Source organism: Variovorax sp. RO1 (assembly GCF_002849325.1).
Taxonomy (GTDB): domain Bacteria; phylum Pseudomonadota; class Gammaproteobacteria; order Burkholderiales; family Burkholderiaceae_C; genus Variovorax.
Map to the genome: position 1 here is coordinate 564,519 of NZ_PKMT01000002.1, position 16,189 is coordinate 580,707.

Below are 16,189 nucleotides of genomic sequence, written 5' to 3' on the forward strand. Positions count from 1 at the left end.
GGGCGGCTGCGCCAGAATCGTTCGCTTCTGTTTTCTCGAACGACCCTGCCGCCGCCCGCCATGAATCTCGTCGACGCCTTCGCCGCCCACGCCACCCACTTCATCGACATCCGGCGCGACATCCACGCGCACCCCGAACTCGGTTTCGAGGAGCACCGCACCGCCGAGAAGGTCGCGAGCCTGCTCACCGAATGGGGCATCGAGGTGCACCGCGGCATCGCAGGCACCGGTCTGGTCGGCGTGCTGCGCAAGGGCACGGGCACCCGCACCATCGGCCTGCGCGCCGACATGGACGCGCTGCCGCTGAACGAGGCCAACGACTTCGCCCACAAGTCCACGCACGCGGGCCGCATGCACGCCTGCGGGCACGACGGCCACACGACGATGCTGCTGGCCGCCGCCTGGCACCTGTCGCAGCAGGGCCCCACCGACTTCGATGGCACGGTGCATTTCATCTTCCAGCCCGCCGAAGAGATGGGCAAGGCCGGTGCGAAGAAGATGATCGACGAGGGCCTGTTCGATCGCTTCCCGTGCGATGCGGTGTTTGCGCTGCACAACTTCCCGGTCGGCGACGTGGGCCGTTTTGCGCTCAACGAAGGCGCGCTGATGGCGTCGAGCAACACCTACAAGGTCACGCTGCGCGGGCGCGGCACGCACGCCTCGATGCCGCACACCGGCATCGACCCAGTGGCCGCCGTGGTCACGCTGGCGCAGCAGCTGCAGACCATCGTGCCGCGCACCATTCCGAGCACCGAGCGCGCCCTGCTCGCGGTCACGCAGCTGCAGGGTTCCGACGCGCCCAACGTGATTCCCGACGAGGCCTCGGTGGGCGGCACGGTCCGCACCTTTTCCGTCGACGCCATCGACAAGATCGAGGCGCGCCTGCGCGAGGTGGCCCAGGGCGTGGCCATGGCGCACGGCTGCACGGCCGACATCTTCTTCAAGCGCTCGTCGCCGCCGGTGGTGAACCACGCGGCCGAAGCGCGCTTTGCGGCCGGCGTGATGCGCGAGGTGGTGGGCGACGACATGGTCACCGACGACTTTCCCGCCGTGATGGGCGCCGAAGACTTCGCGCACATGCTGCTGGCGCGGCCCGGCTGCTACGCCTTCCTGGGCAATGGCGACGGCGACCACCGGCTCGACGGCCACGGGCCCGGCCCTTGCATCATCCACAACACCTCGTTCGACTTCAACGACGAGATCATCCCTATCGGTGCCAGCTACTTCGTGAAGCTGGTGCAGCGCTGGCTGCCGTCGGGCGCCTGACCCATTTTTTTGTTGACGATGATGAAAGCGGCTCCGCCCATGACTTTTTCTCTGCTGACCCGACGTTCGCTGGCTGCCGCGGCAGCCGCCCTGGCCCTCGGTAGCTTCGGCCTGGCCCATGCGCAGCAGCGCGTGATCCACATCATCGTGCCCTTCGGCACGGGCGCCGTGCAGGACACGGTGGCGCGGGCCTTCAACAACGAGCTGGGCGCCGCGCTCGGCGGCAGCGCCATCGTCGAGAACCGCGCGGGCGCGGGCGGCACGGTGGGCGCGGCGATGGCGGCCAAGGCACCGGCCGACGGCAACACGCTGGTGCTGGCGGCGGCCAGCCACAACATCGCGGGCTTTCTGTACAGCAAGCTGCCTTACGACCCGCTGAAGGATTTTGTCGGCGTGGCCAACGTGGGCAACGCAGGCTATGTGCTGGCGGTGGCCAGCGGCATGAACGTGGCGAGCACGGCCGACTTCATCAAGGAGGTCAAGGCCAACCCCGGCAAGTACAACTATGCCTCGGCCGGCAACGGCAGCGCCACGCACCTGGCGATGGCGTCGTTCCTCGCGAAGGCGGGGCTGCAGATGACGCACATCCCGACCAAGTCGACCGGCGAGGCCGTGAACGAGGTGCTCGCGGGCCGCGTGCAGGCGGTGATCTCGTCGAGCATCGGCGTCATGGGCTTCCAGGACGACGCGCGCCTGAAGCTGCTGGCCTCCACCGGCCAGTCGCGCAGCCCTTTCCTGCCGAAGTTGCCGACGGTGGGCGAGAGCGGCCTGCCGGGTTACGCCTTCGATTCGTGGATCGGCCTGCTGGCGCCGGCCGCAACGCCGAAGGTCGAGGTCGAGCGCATCAACGCGGCGGCCAACAAGGTGCTGGCCGATCCGGTGATCCAGGAACGCTTCAAGCGCCTGGGCGTGGAGCCGCGCAGCCAGAACGTCGAGGCTTTCCAGAAGCTGCTGCGTGCGGATTGGGATGCGATGGGGGTGGTGGTGAAGGCTTCGGGGGCGAAGGTCGACTGACCTTTTTTTGCGCTCCTGTTCGGGGCGCGTGCCCGGGCCACCGGGTACTTCCCTCCGCGAATGTCCCCCGCTTCGCTCCTCCTTGATTTCGCTGCGGGAAGCACCCAGTGTCCCGGGCACGCTGGGCGCTGTCGTGGGGCTCCCCGTCGGCGGGATCGCCGCCCTGAGCGGCCCGTTTGTTCACAGATATCACAGAAGCCCGCAGCCCGGAAGAGCGCTTGCCCCACAGATATCTACAAGATATGTACTTAATATATTTAAACTGCGACAGGTAGCCGTGGAGTCGGCCCTGTCGTTTTTCATTGTTCTTAACCCTAGGACGAAGCATGAAGTCACAAGCAGGCATGGTTTCCTCACTCAGTCTCGCGGGCCTTGTGGCCCTGGCCGTGGCAAGCCCCGCGCACGCGCAGGAGCAGGTGGTCAAGATCGGCCACAGCGGTCCGCTGTCGGGTCCCAACGCCTTCGCGGGCAAGGACAATGAAAACGGCATCCGCCTGGCCATCGAGGAGCTCAACGCGAAGAAGCTCAGCGTCGGCGGCAAGACGCTGAAGTTCGAGCTGATTTCCGAAGACGACCAGTGCGACGCCAAGACCGGCGTGAGCGTGGCGCAGAAATTCGTCGACGACGGCGTCAAGTTCGTCATGGGCCCGTACTGCTCGGGCGTGGCCATTCCGGCCTCGCGCATCTACAGCGACGGCGGCACGCTGGTGTCCACCGTGGGCACCAACCCGAAGGTCACGCAGGGCGGCTACAAGAACCTGTACCGCATCATCGCGAGCGACAACCAGATCGGCGGCGCCATGGCCGTGTACGCGGCCAAGGAACTGAAGGTGAAGAAGGTCGGCGTGATCGACGACCGCACGGCCTTCGGCCAGGGCCTCGCCGAAGAGTTCACCAAAGAGGCCAAGAAGCAGGGCCTGACGATCGTGGGCCAGGAGTTCACCACCGACAAAGCCGTCGATTTCACCGCCATCCTGACCAACATGAAGGGCAAGGCGCCCGAGGCGATCTTCTTCGGCGGCTACGCGCCGCAGGCCGCGCCCATGGCGCGCCAGATGAAGCAGCTGGCGGTGCCCGGCAAGCTGCTGGGCGGCGACACCGTGTGCAGCCCGGCCACCGGCAAGATCGGCGGCGACGCGGTGAACGACCTGGTGTTCTGCGCGCAAGGCGGCTCGATGCTCGAGAAGGCGCAGAGCGGCCCGGCCTTCAAGGAGAAGTTCAAGAAGCGCTTCAACATCGATCCCGATGCGTACGCCGCCTCGTACTACGACCAGGTGCTGTTCATCGGCGAGTCGATGAAGAAGGCCAACACCATCGACCCCGACAAGGTCGGCGCCGAGCTCTACAAGACCACCTACAAGGGCGTGGCCGCCACCTACGCGTACGACGACAAGGGCAACATGAAGCAGGCGCCCATCACCGTTTTCACGTTCAAGAACGCGGCCCCGGTGCCGATTGCAAGCTACTGAGCTCCACACGTATGCAACGCATCCAGGTCATCGACTCGCACACGGGCGGCGAGCCCACGCGCCTTGTGATCGGCGGCTTTCCCGATCTGGGGAAAGGCTCCATGGCCGAGCGCCGCACGCTGCTGGCAGATCAACATGACAAGTGGCGCGCAGCCGCCGTGCTCGAGCCGCGCGGCAGCGACGTCGTGGTCGGCGCGCTGCTGTGCGAGCCGGTATCGCCCGATGCGGCGGCCGGCGTGGTCTTCTTCAACAACGCCGGGTATCTGGGCATGTGCGGCCACGGCACCATCGGGCTGGTCGCGAGCCTGGCGCACATGGGGCGCATCGGCGTGGGCGAGCACCGCATCGAGACGCCTGTCGGCACGGTGACGACCACGCTGCATGAAGACGGCTCGGTGAGCGTGCGCAACGTGCCCGCCTACCGGCACCTGCACCAGGTGGCGGTCGACGTGCCCGGCCACGGCGCCGTGCGCGGCGACGTGGCGTGGGGCGGCAACTGGTTCTTCCTCGTGAGCGAGCACGGCCAGCGCGTGGCGAGCGACAACCTCGCGGCGCTCACCGACTACACGGCCGCGTTGCGCAAGGCGCTGGCGGCGCAGGGCATCACGGGCGCGAACGGCGCGGAGATCGACCACATCGAACTCTTTGCTGACGACGATGCCGGCGCCGACAGCCGCAACTTCGTGCTGTGCCCCGGCAACGCCTACGACCGCTCGCCCTGCGGCACCGGCACCAGCGCCAAGATCGCCTGCCTCGCGGCGGACGGCAAGCTCGCGCCGGGTGCGGTGTGGACGCAGGCCAGCGTGATCGGCAGCGTCTTCGAGGCGAGCTACGCGATGGACGGCGACCAGGTCATTCCCACGCTGCGCGGCCGCGCGCACATCAGCGCCGAGGCCACGCTGCTCATCGAAGACGAAGATCCCTTCGGCTGGGGCATCCGGCTCTGACACCGGCGCGCATGGACGCGGACGTCATCGTCATCGGCGCCGGCATCGTCGGCGCGGCGTGTGCCCATGCGCTGGCGCAGGCGGGCCGCCGCGTGTGCGTGCTCGATGCGCGCCTGGGCGGTGCCACCGGCGCGGGCATGGGCCACCTCGTGGTGATGGACGACAACGCGGCCGAGCTCGAACTCAGCCGCCATTCGGTTGCGCAATGGCGCGCCCTTGCGCCGCGCCTGGGTGCCGACTGCGCCTACAGCCCCTGCGGCACGCTCTGGATCGCGGCGAACGACGAAGAAATGGCCGAAGCCGAACGCAAGCAGCAGCGGCTGGGCGCGCTCGGCATCGAGAGCCGGCTGCTGACTGCGGCCGAACTCGCGCGCGCCGAACCTGCCCTGCGCGCCGGCCTGTCGGGTGCGCTCGAAGTGCCGGGCGACGGCATCCTCTATGCGCCGAATGCGGCGCGCTGGCTGCTCGCGCAGCATGCGGCGTCGGTGCACGTCGAGCACGCGAAGGTCGAGGCCCTTGAAGACGACGGCACGCTGCGCCTGGCCGACGGCAGCCGCCGCCGCGCGCCGCAGGTCGTGCTCGCCAACGGCATCGAAGCGACGGCGCTGTGCCCCGAGCTGCCGATCCGCCCGAAGAAGGGCCACCTGCTCATCACCGACCGCTACCCGGGCACGGTGCACCACCAACTCGTCGAGCTCGGCTACGTGACCAGTGCGCACCACAGCGACGGCGACTCGGTCGCCTTCAATGTGCAGCCGCGGCCCACGGGGCAACTGCTGGTGGGTTCGTCGCGCCAGTTCGACACGACCGACCTGGCCGTCGAGGCGCCGATGCTCGCGCGCATGCTGCAGCGCACGCTCGACTACCTGCCGGGGCTCGCTGGCCTGAACGCCGTGCGTGCGTGGACCGGCCTGCGCGCCGCCTCGCCCGACGGCCTGCCGCTGCTGGGCAAGCACCCGTGGCGCGAGAAGCTCTGGCTCGCCGTCGGGCACGAAGGGCTGGGCGTGACCACGGCGCCGGGCAGCGCGCATGTGCTCGCGGCGCTGATGACCGGCGCGACGCCCGATTTCGACGCCGCGCCGTACGCGCCGCGCGGCCTGCGGGAGAGGGCATGAGCGATCAGACGCAACTGCACATCGATGGCCAGCTGGTGCGCGTGAAGGCGGGCAGTTCGGTCGCCGCCGCCTTGCGCGTTGCGGGCGGCATGGGCGCGGCGCGCACCTCGGTCACGGGCCAGCCGCGTGCGCCGTTCTGCGGCATGGGCGTGTGCCAGGAATGCCGCGTGCAGATCGATGGGCGACGACGCCTCGCGTGCCAGACCGTGTGCGCCGAGGGCATGCGCGTGGAGACGACGGCATGAGCGGCGTGGCGTTCGACACGTGCGATGTGCTGGTCGTCGGCGCGGGCCCCGCGGGCATGGCTGCGGCCGTGGCGGCGGCGCCGAGTGGTGCGTCGGTCGTGGTGATCGACGACAACCCCGCGCCCGGCGGACAGATCTGGCGCGACGGCCCTGGCGCTTCGTTGCCGCCCGTGGCGCGCCAGTGGCGCGATGCGCTCGCACGCCACGCGAACATCCGCGTGCGCAGCGGCACGCGTGTCGTCGCTGCGCCTGCTTCGCATGAGTTGCTGCTCGAAGACGCCGACGGCGCGACGCGCATGCAGTGGAAAAAGCTGATCCTGTGCACCGGCGCACGCGAACTGCTGCTGCCCTTCCCCGGCTGGACGCTGCCCGGCGTGACGGGTGCGGGCGGCCTGCAGGCGCTGATCAAGGCGGGCCTGCCGGTCGAGGGCGAACGCATCGTCATCGCAGGCAGCGGACCCTTGCTGCTGGCCGCCGCAGCCACGGCCAAAGCGGCGGGCGCGCAGGTCCTGCGCATCGCCGAGCAGGCGTCCTTCGCTTCGGTCGCGGCCTTCGGTGCCAGCCTCGTGCGCTGGCCCGGCAAGGCCGTGCAGGCGCTCACGCTGGCCGATGCGCGCTACCGCACGGCGACGCGTGTGGTCTCGGCGCAAGGCACGACGCAGGTCGAATCGGTGCGGCTGCGCCAAGGCAGCCGCGAGGTCGAGATGGCCTGCGACCGCATCGCCTGCGGCTTCGGGCTCACGCCGAACACGCAGCTGGGCCAGCTGCTCGGTTGCGCACTCACGGGCCAAGCCATCGCAGTCGATCCGCTGCAGGCCACGAGCGTCGCGGGCGTCTACGCGGCCGGCGAGTGCACCGGCTTCGGCGGCAGCGAGCGCGCGCTGGTGCAGGGCACCATCGCCGGTCATGCGGCCGTCGGTGAGACCGCCAAGGCCCGCACCCACGACCGCGAACGCGCGCGCTGGAACGCTTTCGCGGCGCAACTGCACCGCCGCTTCGCGCTGGCCGACGACCTCAAGGCCCTGCCCCGCCCCGACACGCTCGTGTGCCGCTGCGAGGACGTGCCCTTTGCCGCGCTCTCGGCCTGCACCGGCTGGACCGATGCCAAGCTGCACCGCCGCTGCGGCATGGGCGCCTGCCAGGGGCGCGTCTGCGGCGACGCGGCGCAGTTCCTGTTCGGCTGGACGCCGCCCGCGCCGCGCCCGCCGCTGGTGCCGGTCCGCATCGAGACACTGGCCGGGCTCGCAGCGCCCGGCGACGCCCGACAATGACGGCCCCGCATCTGTACACGCACGAGCACACCCACATCCCCACCATGGCCGCCCCGAAGACCGCTCCCCGACCCCCGCCCAAGCGCCGCGCGGCCGACCTGGCCTACGACGCCATCGAGGCGCTGCTGTCCACCATGCAGCTGGAGCCCGGCAGCCAGATCGTCGAGGCCGAGCTGGCCGAGCGCACGGGCCTGGGCCGCACGCCGGTGCGCGAGGCGCTGATGCGCATGGTGTCGATCGGCCTCATCGTGCAGCAGCCGCGACGCGGCCTGCTGGTGTCGACCATCGACCTGGCCGACCACCTCGACGTGATCCAGACCCGCCGCGTGCTCGAGCAACTGATTGCGGCCTGCGCCGCGCGCCGCGCCACCGCGCCGCAGCGCCAGGCCATCGTGCGCTGCGCCGAGGCCATGGTCGAAGCCGCCGGCCGCGGCGACCTGACCGACTACATGCACGCCGACCGCGCGCTCGACCTCGTCACGCACCACGCCAGCCACAACGACTCGGCGGTGAAGGCGGTGGTGCCGCTCATCGTGCAGTGCCGGCGCTTCTGGTACGCCTACCAGCACGAGGGCGAGATCGTCGAGGGCGCCAACGCGCACCTCGAACTGGCGCAGGGCATCGCCACCGGCGACGAGGCCGCGGCCATCGCGGGCGCCGAGCGGCTCATGGACTACCTCGAAGTCTTCGCCCGAAAAATCATCGACAAGTAGGCCGAAGGGCCTCGCCCGCACGCGTCCATACCGGGGAACTACGCGTGATCTGCCGGCGCCTTCGCCGCATACTGGCCCGATGGCCGCTGCACCCCGCGCTCAACCCGACGACTTCTTCACCCCCGACGAATGGCAATCGCTCACCACGCGTTCGTCGTGGCGGGGCCTGTGGCTGGTGGCGCACTGCTGGGGCGTGATCGGCGCCGCGATGGCGGTGGGCATCGTGTGGCCGTGGACCATTCCGCTCATGGTGCCGATCGTCGGCACGCGCCAGCTGGGCCTGTTCATCCTCATGCACGACGCCGCGCACGCGGGGCTGCACCGCAACCGCAAGGTCAACGACTGGGTGGGCTACTGGCTGTGCTCGCCCACGCTGCGCGACTACCGGCCGTACCACCTGCAGCACCACCGCTTCGTGCAACAGACCGAAGACCCGGACCTCGTGCTGTCGGCGCCCTTTCCGATCTCGCGCGACTCGATGTGGCGCAAGGTCGTGCGCGACCTGAGCGGGCAGACCTTCTACAAGCAGCGCTTCGGCCACATCGCCGAGGCCCTTCGCCAGCGCGCGCCGGGCGAGTCGGCGCTGCGCGTGTTCGGGCGCGCGCTGGCAAAGGACAAGCGCTTTCTCATCGGCAACGGCCTGGGCCTGCTGGCCTTCACGCTCGCCGGGGTCTGGTGGGCCTGGGTGCTGATGTGGCTGCTGCCGATGGCGACCTGGCTGCCGCTCGTGAGCCGCGTGCGCAACATCGCCGAGCATGCGCTGGTGGCGCAGAACGAAGCCGACCCGCTGCGCCAGGCGCGCACCACGCACGCCGGCTGGCTCGAACGCATCTTCGTGGCGCCCTACTGGGTCAACTACCACTGCGAGCACCACATGTTCACCAACCTGCCCTGCTGGGCGCTGCCGAAGGCGCACCGCCTGCTGCAGCGCCGGGGCGCGACCGCGCGCATGGAAGTGCAGCCCGGCTACCTGCAGCTGCTGCGGCGCGCCGCGCCGGTGGGCTGAAACCTCAACGACTCGGTGCGGGCTGCACCGCCGGCACCGGCTGCGCACCGCGCTGCGCCTGCTGGCTCAGCCAGATGCTCGCGATCACGATGCCGATGCCCGCCATCTGCCAGCCCGACAGGCTCTGGCCCAGCAGCGCCCAGCCCAGGATCACCGCCGTCACCGGGCTCAGGAAGGCCAGTGGCGCGATCGCCGAGGGCTCCAGCCGGGCCACGCCGCGGAACCACACGATGTAGGTGAGCGCGGCGCCGATCAGGCCGAGCCAGGCGAAGCCGACCCAGTTCATCGCCGTGAGCGCGGGCAGCGGCGGTTCCAGCCACAGCGCCACCGGCAGCAGCAGCAGGCCACCCGCCGTCAGCTGCCAGGCCGTGAAGGTCAGCGCCGACACCGGCGGCTGCCAGCGCCGGCTCAGCACCGTGCCGAAGGCCATCGACACGGCCGCTGTGAGCGCCGCGGCAATGCCCAGCGCGTCGAGCGTGGCGTTCGGCGTGAGCACCAGCAGCGCCACCCCGCCCATGCCGATCACGGCCGCCGCCACCGACAGCGCGCGCACCGGCGCGCCCAGCAGCAGGCCGGCGAGGAACACCACGAACAGCGGCTGCACCGAGGTGATCGTGGCCGCCACGCCGCCCGGCAGCCGGTAGGCCGCCAGGAACAGCATCGCCCACAGCACCGAGAAGTTCAGCGCCCCCAGCAGGAAGATGCGCCCCCACCACGCCCGGGGCGGCAGCTGTCGCACGATGAGCATCAGCAGCAGGCCCGCCGGCAGTGCGCGCAGCAGCGCCACCGTCAGCGGGTAGTTCGCCGGCAGCAGCTCGGTGGTCACGATGTAGGTGCTGCCCCAGATCGCGGGCGCAATGGCGGTGAGCAGGACGTCGGTGGTGCGGGAAGTCATGGCCTGAATCTATTCAATTGACCCATGGTTGTGAATGTCCGAATAATGAATTGATTCTTTACCGCCAGTCGTCAATCGAACGCCTGCCCATGGACCATCTCACCGCCCTCAAGGTCTTTCGCACCACCGCCGCCGCGGGCAGCTTTGCCGGCGCCGCGCGGCAGCTGGGGCTGTCGGCCGCGGCCGTCAGCAAGAACATCGCCGAGCTGGAGGCGCACCTGAAGGTGCGGCTCATCAACCGCACCACGCGCAGCATGAGCCTCACCGAGGCCGGCGCGGCCTACGTGGAGCGGCTCGCGCGCATCCTCGACGACCTGGACGAGGCCGACGCTGCGCTGGCGCCCGTGGGTGCGAGCCCGGGTGGCGTGCTGCGCGTGAGCGCACCGCTGACCTTTGCGCTGACCTGCATCTCGCCGCACATCCCCGCCTTCATGGACCGCCACCCGAACCTGCGGCTCGAGCTGAACCTGCAGGACACGCGCACCGACCTCATCGGCGAGGGCTACGACCTCGCGATCCGCGGCAGCGACCGGCTGGAAGATTCGAGCCTCGTCGCGCGCGAGCTCATGACCATGACGCACGTGCTGTGCGGCGCGCCCGGCTACTTCGCCACCGCCGGCCGGCCCGCCGCGCCCGAAGACCTGAAGGCCCACAACTGCGTGCAGTTCACCCTGTCGGGCCACGCGAACAAATGGACCTTCAGCCGCGCCGGGCGCAGCGTGGCGGTGCCCATCGACGGGCGCTACAAGGTCAGCTCCAGCATCGCCGTGCGCGACGCGGTGCTCGCGGGCTTCGGCGTGAGCCTGATCCCGCGCATCTACGTCGAGCACGAGCTGGCGGCGGGCCGGCTCGAAGCCGTGCTCGACGACTGGGAGGCCGACCGTACGCCGGTGTACGCCGTGTACCCGTCGCGTCACCTGGCGGCGAAGACGCGTGCCTTTGTCGACTTTTTGCTGGAACGGTTTGCGGCGCGCTGACCGTTCAGCAGCCGACCGATGACGGTGTGGCGCACCAGCAGCTGGTAGCTCGCCAGCGCCACCAGCGAGGTGGCCGCGATGTTGAGCCCCATCTTCGCGAGCGCACCCAGCGGCGCGTGGAACAGCAGGATGCCGAAGCCGATGGTGCCGAGCATGTGCACCAGGTACACCCAGTACGCGCTGTGCGAGAGGTACGCGAGCACCGCGTTCTGGCGCGGCAGGTAGCGCAGGAAGCCGCCGATCAGCGCCATGCTCCAGAGCCACGAGGTCGCGTTGTAGGCGAAGGCGATCCAGAACTCGGGGTGCGGCAGGCGGTGCGCACCGGGCCCGCGCATGGCGTCCAGCAGCGCGAGTGTCACAACGAAGAAGGCCAATCCGGTGAACGCGAGGCCCTTGCAGCGCGCAGCGAAGCGCGCGAGCAGGCGCTCCTGGTCGCGGTGCACATACCAGCCGAACACGAAGAACAGGCCGCTCTGCATCCACTCGGAGAACGGCGGCAGGAACGCGCCGCTCTCCATCACGAAGCCGGACGGATGGAAAGCGCCCGTCACCGCCAGCGGCAGCGCCAGCACCACGAAACCCCAGCGGCGTTCCGCGAGCACCGCGAAGCCGCGCGCGACGGCATTGCGCAGTCGCGCCGGCACGAAGCGCTGCAGCCGCACGCCGGCCCAGGCCAGCACGCTGAGCCAGAACAGCTGGTAGAGGAACCACAGGTGCATGGTGTTGAAGGGCGAACCGCCGGGCTGCCGCGCGGGCGTGAGTGCGGTGTCGATGCCCGGCACGCCGCGCACGGTCAGGTGGATGTAGGCCATCGCCAGCACCGCGGTCCCCACGAACAGCGGCGGCCAGAAGATCGCGAAGGGCAGCGCGAGCCGCAGGCTGCGGTTCTTCAGCATGCCGTGGGCGCCGCGCCGCTCGACCAGCAGCGCGACGAAGAAGCCGGCCAGCACGAAGAACACCGGCATGCGAAAGCTGTGGATGAAGAGCAGCAGCAGGTCGGCGACCGGCGAGGTCTTCGGGTCGCGCCAGGGCAGCGGCGAATCGACAGTGAGGTGGTTGATCGCCACGTGCAGCACGATGCCGAGCCACATCATCAGGGCGCGGAGGTTGTCGAGCGCGTGGAGCCGTTGAGGTGTGGGTGCGTTGTTCATGAGGCCCACTCTCGAGCCTCACGCAACGTCAGGGTCAAGGGGGTGTGGTGGCGTCGGGCCGGGCCAGGGCCATGGCGCGCAGCAGGTACTCGCGCACGGCGGGCGTGGCGACCGCGCCGGCCTGCAGCACCGGCTCCGCGGCCATCGCCTGCATCAGGCGGGCCGCCAGGGCCGGGTCGTGGTCGGTGAAGGCCTCGAAGAGCTGCGCCCAGCTGCGCGCGATGGCCTGCACGGCGGCGTCGCCGGGCGCAACGCCGCGCGCCTGCAGGTCGGCGAGTTCGTGCGCCAGCTGGCGCCATTCGTCGTCGGGCGGCGGGCCGAGCCGCGCCAGGTCGCCGGTGCTCAGGTGGCGCAGCAGCGCGGCCATGCGCAGGCCGATGGCCTGTTCGATGTAGGCGATGAGTTCGGCCGACGGCCCGTTGTCGAGCCGCACCACCGGCTCGCGCCGGTACATCTCGCGCCAGCGCGTGACGCGGTCGAAGTCGCTGTCCATCCAGAGGCCGATCAGCGTCATCCAGCGGGCGGCCAGCGGCTGCAGCTGCGGCGCGTCGGCCGGCACGCCGCCGGCCATGCACGCCGTGACCTCGGCGATCAGCGGTGGCCACAGCGCGGCCACGGCCTTCCCGTTGGTCATCAGCGACTGGACTTCGGCCGGGCTGAAATAACGCGCGTAGGTGCTCATCTGCTCCAGCGTGGCGAGCCAGTCCTGCGGGCCGGGCGGGTCGCCGTCGCTCAGGCGCTGTTCGAGCAGGCCGAGCCGTTCGCGCAGCGCCGTGGCCTGGGCGATCTGCTCGTCGAGCGAGACGATCTGGCGCCGGAGGATGTCCGGCAGCGCCCCGCCCTGCGCCGCCAGCAGGCCGTCGATGTCGGCCAGCGGCAGGCCCAGCAGCCGCAGCGCCTGGATCGCGTGCAGGCGGCCGATGTCGGTGGCGTCGTAGAGCCGGTAGCCGGCCTCGGAGCGCGCCGAGGGCACGAGCAGGCCGACGGCGTCGTAGTGGTGCAGCGTGCGCACCGTGAGGCCGGTGCGCCTGGCGAGTTCTCCGACCTTGAGCCGCACCGTGCGCCCCTGCTTTTCTTAATCGTCGGCTGCGACGGGCTCGGGGCCGGGCCAGCCCAGCAGCTCGGCCAGCCGCTGCACGATCCATTCGGCCTCGGCGGGCGCCACGCCGGATTCCGGCGTGGCGAGCCCCGCGTGGATGCGCCGCAGGATCTCGCTTTCGACCGGCACCTCGGTGTGGTGCTGGATCTGCGCATGGCCTACGAGGTGACCGGCGAGGTCTTCGCAGATTTCGTAGCGCGCGCGCACCACGTCGATCGGCTCGCGCAGGCGCTGGCGCGCGTCGCTGTAGACCGCGAAGAACGAGGGCGGAATGTAGATCTGGTTGTCGTCGGACATGGCGGCCTTGGTTTTGGCGGGCCCAATGACAAAACGCGCCCGGGGGCGCGTTCGTCGTGGCTCCGAAGAAAGAGCCGCGGGGGCTGGATCAGCCGCCCTTGGTGGGGCGCTTGCCCGGGTTCTTCTTGCTGCGCGTGGCGGTGCCGCGCTCGAGGCTGATCTTCTGGCCGCCACCGGTGCGAGGCGCGGTGTAGCCGGGCATGGGCGTCGGCTTCGGGCTGGCAAGACGGTCGGCTTCGGTACGGATTTTCTTGGGCATGGAAAGCTCGGATAAATAGGATGTTCGACCCCCGATTAGGCCACATCGGCAGATTTCATCTGCCAAGCGCCGAAACGAGGGGCCATGGGACGGATGTCAGGTCGACTGCGGTGTTAGCAGGCGCACCCTGACGCTCTTGCCTTTCACGCGGCCGTTGTCCAGCTTGCGTGCGGCTTCTTCGGCAATGCTGCGGTCCACCGCAACATAGGTCGAGTACTCGTTGACGTTGATCTTGCCGACCTGCTCCTTGGCATAGCCGCAGTCGCCGGTCAGCGCGCCCAGCACGTCGCCGGCGCGGATCTTTTCCTTGCGCCCGCCGACGATCTGCAGCGTGGCCATCGGCGGCGTGAGCGGCGCGCCCGGGGCGGGCGTGAGCTCGGCCAGGTTGTGCCATTCGGATTCGCGGCCCTGCAGCTGCTCGATCTTTCCGACGAAGCCCATCTCGTTCATGCTGGCCAGGTTGAGCGCCAGCCCTTCCGAGCCGCCCTGCTGGCCCACGCGGCCGGTGCGGCCCACGCGGTGGATGTGGATCTCGGAGTCGGGCGTCACGTCGACGTTGATCACGGCTTCGAGGTGCGAGATGTCCAGCCCGCGCGCCGCCACGTCGGTGGCCACGAGCACCGAGCAGCTGCGGTTGGCAAACTGCACCAGCACCTGGTCGCGCTCGCGCTGCTCCAGCTCGCCGAACAGCGCCATCGCGCTGAAGCCCTGCCCCTGCAGCACCTCGACGAGGTCGCGGCACTGCTGCTTGGTGTTGCAGAAGGCCAGCGTGCTCACGGGACGGAAATAGTCGAGCAGCAGGCTCACGGTGTGCAGCCGCTCGCTGTCTTTCACCTGGTACCAGCGCTGGCGGATCTTGCTGCCTTCATGCTGAGCCTGCACGGTGATCTGCTCGGGGTTCTTCATGAACTGCTGCGCGAGCTTGGCGATGCCTTCGGGGTAGGTGGCCGAGAACAGCAGCGTCTGGCGTTCCTTGGGGCACTGGCGCGCCACCGTCACGATGTCGTCGAAGAAGCCCATGTCGAGCATGCGGTCGGCTTCGTCGAGCACCAGCGTGTTCATCGCCGAGAGGTCGAGGTTGCCGCGCTCCAGGTGGTCCATGATGCGGCCCGGCGTGCCCACGACGATGTGCGCGCCGTGCTCCAGGCTGGCAATCTGCCCGCGCAGCGCGACGCCGCCGCAGAGCGTGACCACCTTGATGTTTTCTTCGGCGCGCGCCAGCCGGCGGATTTCGGTCGTGACCTGGTCGGCCAGCTCGCGCGTGGGGCACAGCACCATCGCCTGGATGGCGAAGCGGCGCGGGTTCAGGTTGGACAGCAGCGCCAGCGCAAAGGCGGCGGTCTTGCCGCTGCCGGTCTTGGCCTGCGCGATCAGGTCCTTGCCGAGCAAGGCGGGCGGCAGTGCGGCGGCCTGGATGGCCGTCATCTGCGTGTAGCCGAGCTGGGTGAGGTTGGCCAGCATCTGGGGCGAAAGCGCCAGCGTGGCAAAGCCGTGGGGTTCGGCCTGGAGGCCGCCGGCTGGGGAGGTGGTGGAGTTCATCGTTCGGCAGCCGGAGACATACAGACAGGAAGACGCAAAAGGAAAAGGGACGCCCGGAAAAGACAAAGGCCTTGCAGGGCCCCCTCCGGGAGGGCGCTCTGCAAGGCCGGCCGGGCGTCGCTCAGCGACGGGGCGAGTTGTTGTTGGTTGGCGGGGGACCGCGGCGTTCCAGGTGACGGAACGTGATGCGGCCCTTCGTCAGGTCGTAGGGCGAGAGCTCGAGCGACACCTTGTCGCCGGCCAGGATGCGGATGTGGTGCTTGCGCATCTTGCCGCCGCTGTAGGCGATCAGCTGGTGACCGTTGTCGAGCGTGACGCGGTAGCGCGAGTCGGGCAGGACTTCGGTCACTGCGCCGTTCATTTCGATCAGTTCTTCCTTGGGCATAAGTGATTACCTCTGAATCGTTCGATGTGTGTTGGAGATGGAATGGGGCGTAATTGTTTCAGGCCGCGCACGGAAGTGCGAGAGGGGCCACCGGTGCGCGTTCGCGCACCCAGCCCAGGCCCTGTTCGATGGCGTAGCCGAGCGCCGCGGCGTGGCTGGCAAAGCGCGGCGTGAAACGCATCACGCGGTCGTGCATGCCGCTGCCGTGGCCGGAGCGGATCGAGACGGAGGCGGCAAAGCCGCCGTCGTCCTGGTGTCGAATGAGCGGGGAAACAAGGTACTTGCCCACCGCGATACTGTGTTGAATGATGTCCATGAAGCCTTGGCGCCGCGCGCAGAGACAGCGCGCGAAGAGCCTGAAAAATAATTGAAAACGGACGCGGACCGGCCGCAACGGCGCGGGGGATGCGCAATTCGCTTCAACAGGAACGAAGGCAGTGGTGGCAATCATGGGCGCCCGGTCTGGCGCTCCAACACACTGTGAAGCCGGCTTGAAAATGAGAGGCCTGAAGAATCCAAGGACAGTGCAGGTCAGCCGGCG

At 69.5% G+C, this 16,189-nt stretch carries 18 protein-coding genes; 10 read left to right on the forward strand and 8 right to left on the reverse strand.

Annotated features, from left to right (window positions below):
- The first annotated feature begins 60 nt into the window (after nt 1-60).
- The 9 genes from CY658_RS13840 (at nt 61) to CY658_RS13880 (ending at nt 9,046) form a co-directional block, all read left to right on the forward strand.
- Nucleotides 61-1,266, forward strand: a complete 1,206-nt coding sequence (locus CY658_RS13840; RefSeq protein ID WP_101490756.1) for a M20 aminoacylase family protein — start codon at nt 61-63, stop codon at nt 1,264-1,266.
- Between the two features lie 21 nt (nt 1,267-1,287).
- Complete coding sequence (locus CY658_RS13845) at nt 1,288-2,280, forward strand: tripartite tricarboxylate transporter substrate-binding protein (protein ID WP_101491284.1); 993 nt, start codon at nt 1,288-1,290, stop codon at nt 2,278-2,280.
- 326 nt (nt 2,281-2,606) lie between these two features.
- Nucleotides 2,607-3,749: a branched-chain amino acid ABC transporter substrate-binding protein gene (locus CY658_RS13850; protein WP_101490757.1), complete on the forward strand. Its 1,143-nt coding sequence runs from the start codon at nt 2,607-2,609 to the stop codon at nt 3,747-3,749.
- Nucleotides 3,750-3,760: 11 nt separating this feature from the next.
- Nucleotides 3,761-4,696, forward strand: coding sequence for a 4-hydroxyproline epimerase (locus CY658_RS13855; RefSeq protein WP_101490758.1), 936 nt, complete (start codon nt 3,761-3,763; stop codon nt 4,694-4,696).
- An 11-nt stretch (nt 4,697-4,707) separates the two neighbouring features.
- A complete protein-coding gene (locus CY658_RS13860; RefSeq protein ID WP_101490759.1) occupies nt 4,708-5,811 on the forward strand; it encodes an NAD(P)/FAD-dependent oxidoreductase in 1,104 nt (367 codons plus the stop codon).
- On the forward strand, nt 5,808-6,056 hold the full coding sequence (locus CY658_RS13865) for a (2Fe-2S)-binding protein (protein WP_101490760.1): 249 nt from the start codon (nt 5,808-5,810) through the stop codon (nt 6,054-6,056). The genes CY658_RS13860 and CY658_RS13865 overlap by 4 nt, the downstream gene beginning before the upstream one ends.
- The gene (locus tag CY658_RS13870) at nt 6,053-7,327 is read left to right on the forward strand and encodes an NAD(P)/FAD-dependent oxidoreductase (protein ID WP_101490761.1); all 1,275 of its coding nucleotides are present in this window, start codon (nt 6,053-6,055) and stop codon (nt 7,325-7,327) included. The genes CY658_RS13865 and CY658_RS13870 overlap by 4 nt, the downstream gene beginning before the upstream one ends.
- Nucleotides 7,324-8,040, forward strand: a complete 717-nt coding sequence (locus CY658_RS13875) for a GntR family transcriptional regulator (protein WP_374221109.1) — start codon at nt 7,324-7,326, stop codon at nt 8,038-8,040. Before CY658_RS13870 ends, CY658_RS13875 begins: the two co-directional genes overlap by 4 nt.
- Before the next feature lie 79 nt (nt 8,041-8,119).
- Nucleotides 8,120-9,046 (forward strand): fatty acid desaturase family protein, encoded by a 927-nt coding sequence (locus CY658_RS13880; RefSeq protein WP_101490762.1) that lies wholly within the window; start codon nt 8,120-8,122, stop codon nt 9,044-9,046.
- A 4-nt stretch (nt 9,047-9,050) separates the two neighbouring features.
- Here the strand turns inward: CY658_RS13880 and CY658_RS13885 are convergent, their stop codons facing one another.
- Nucleotides 9,051-9,941, reverse strand: a complete 891-nt coding sequence (locus CY658_RS13885; RefSeq protein ID WP_101490763.1) for an EamA family transporter — start codon at nt 9,939-9,941, stop codon at nt 9,051-9,053.
- A gap of 89 nt (nt 9,942-10,030) precedes the next feature.
- Here CY658_RS13885 and CY658_RS13890 point away from each other — a divergent pair, with 89 nt between their 5' ends.
- The gene (locus tag CY658_RS13890) at nt 10,031-10,918 is read left to right on the forward strand and encodes a LysR family transcriptional regulator (protein ID WP_101490764.1); all 888 of its coding nucleotides are present in this window, start codon (nt 10,031-10,033) and stop codon (nt 10,916-10,918) included.
- On the opposite strand, the gene CY658_RS13895 is transcribed toward CY658_RS13890, so the two are convergent.
- The 7 genes from CY658_RS13895 to CY658_RS13920 all read right to left on the reverse strand — a co-directional run bounded on the left by CY658_RS13895 (nt 10,855) and on the right by CY658_RS13920 (nt 15,964).
- The gene (locus CY658_RS13895; protein WP_101490765.1) at nt 10,855-12,069 is read right to left on the reverse strand and encodes an acyltransferase family protein; all 1,215 of its coding nucleotides are present in this window, start codon (nt 12,067-12,069) and stop codon (nt 10,855-10,857) included. The genes CY658_RS13890 and CY658_RS13895 overlap by 64 nt on opposite strands.
- A 34-nt stretch (nt 12,070-12,103) precedes the next feature.
- The gene (locus CY658_RS13900; protein WP_101490766.1) at nt 12,104-13,126 is read right to left on the reverse strand and encodes a MerR family transcriptional regulator; all 1,023 of its coding nucleotides are present in this window, start codon (nt 13,124-13,126) and stop codon (nt 12,104-12,106) included.
- Nucleotides 13,127-13,144: 18 nt separating this feature from the next.
- Complete coding sequence (locus CY658_RS13905; RefSeq protein WP_101490767.1) at nt 13,145-13,465, reverse strand: hypothetical protein; 321 nt, start codon at nt 13,463-13,465, stop codon at nt 13,145-13,147.
- 88 nt (nt 13,466-13,553) lie between these two features.
- Entirely contained in the window at nt 13,554-13,724 is a 171-nt protein-coding gene (locus CY658_RS32765) for a hypothetical protein (protein WP_175543319.1), read from the reverse strand.
- A 96-nt stretch (nt 13,725-13,820) separates the two neighbouring features.
- The gene (dbpA, locus tag CY658_RS13910) at nt 13,821-15,263 is read right to left on the reverse strand and encodes an ATP-dependent RNA helicase DbpA (RefSeq protein WP_101490768.1); all 1,443 of its coding nucleotides are present in this window, start codon (nt 15,261-15,263) and stop codon (nt 13,821-13,823) included.
- A gap of 121 nt (nt 15,264-15,384) precedes the next feature.
- Nucleotides 15,385-15,648: a translation initiation factor IF-1 gene (infA, locus tag CY658_RS13915; protein ID WP_056575080.1), complete on the reverse strand. Its 264-nt coding sequence runs from the start codon at nt 15,646-15,648 to the stop codon at nt 15,385-15,387.
- Nucleotides 15,649-15,706: 58 nt separating this feature from the next.
- A complete protein-coding gene (locus CY658_RS13920) occupies nt 15,707-15,964 on the reverse strand; it encodes a hypothetical protein (protein ID WP_101490769.1) in 258 nt (85 codons plus the stop codon).
- Nucleotides 15,965-16,189: the final 225 nt, after the last annotated feature.

What these genes read in the sequence shown, in the direction of transcription:
- CY658_RS13885 (WP_101490763.1), bottom strand. Translation starts at nt 9,941, where the DNA reads ATGACTTCCCGCACCACCGACGTCCTGCTCACCGCCATTGCGCCCGCG.
- CY658_RS13860 (WP_101490759.1), top strand. Translation starts at nt 4,708, where the DNA reads ATGGACGCGGACGTCATCGTCATCGGCGCCGGCATCGTCGGCGCGGCG.
- CY658_RS13880 (WP_101490762.1), top strand. Translation starts at nt 8,120, where the DNA reads ATGGCCGCTGCACCCCGCGCTCAACCCGACGACTTCTTCACCCCCGAC.
- CY658_RS13855 (WP_101490758.1), top strand. Translation starts at nt 3,761, where the DNA reads ATGCAACGCATCCAGGTCATCGACTCGCACACGGGCGGCGAGCCCACG.
- CY658_RS13845 (WP_101491284.1), top strand. Translation starts at nt 1,288, where the DNA reads ATGAAAGCGGCTCCGCCCATGACTTTTTCTCTGCTGACCCGACGTTCG.
- CY658_RS13865 (WP_101490760.1), top strand. Translation starts at nt 5,808, where the DNA reads ATGAGCGATCAGACGCAACTGCACATCGATGGCCAGCTGGTGCGCGTG.
- CY658_RS13905 (WP_101490767.1), bottom strand. Translation starts at nt 13,465, where the DNA reads ATGTCCGACGACAACCAGATCTACATTCCGCCCTCGTTCTTCGCGGTC.
- CY658_RS32765 (WP_175543319.1), bottom strand. Translation starts at nt 13,724, where the DNA reads ATGCCCAAGAAAATCCGTACCGAAGCCGACCGTCTTGCCAGCCCGAAG.
- CY658_RS13895 (WP_101490765.1), bottom strand. Translation starts at nt 12,069, where the DNA reads ATGAACAACGCACCCACACCTCAACGGCTCCACGCGCTCGACAACCTC.
- CY658_RS13875 (WP_374221109.1), top strand. Translation starts at nt 7,324, where the DNA reads ATGACGGCCCCGCATCTGTACACGCACGAGCACACCCACATCCCCACC.
- CY658_RS13870 (WP_101490761.1), top strand. Translation starts at nt 6,053, where the DNA reads ATGAGCGGCGTGGCGTTCGACACGTGCGATGTGCTGGTCGTCGGCGCG.
- CY658_RS13920 (WP_101490769.1), bottom strand. Translation starts at nt 15,964, where the DNA reads ATGGACATCATTCAACACAGTATCGCGGTGGGCAAGTACCTTGTTTCC.
- dbpA (WP_101490768.1), bottom strand. Translation starts at nt 15,263, where the DNA reads ATGAACTCCACCACCTCCCCAGCCGGCGGCCTCCAGGCCGAACCCCAC.
- CY658_RS13890 (WP_101490764.1), top strand. Translation starts at nt 10,031, where the DNA reads ATGGACCATCTCACCGCCCTCAAGGTCTTTCGCACCACCGCCGCCGCG.
- infA (WP_056575080.1), bottom strand. Translation starts at nt 15,648, where the DNA reads ATGCCCAAGGAAGAACTGATCGAAATGAACGGCGCAGTGACCGAAGTC.
- CY658_RS13850 (WP_101490757.1), top strand. Translation starts at nt 2,607, where the DNA reads ATGAAGTCACAAGCAGGCATGGTTTCCTCACTCAGTCTCGCGGGCCTT.
- CY658_RS13840 (WP_101490756.1), top strand. Translation starts at nt 61, where the DNA reads ATGAATCTCGTCGACGCCTTCGCCGCCCACGCCACCCACTTCATCGAC.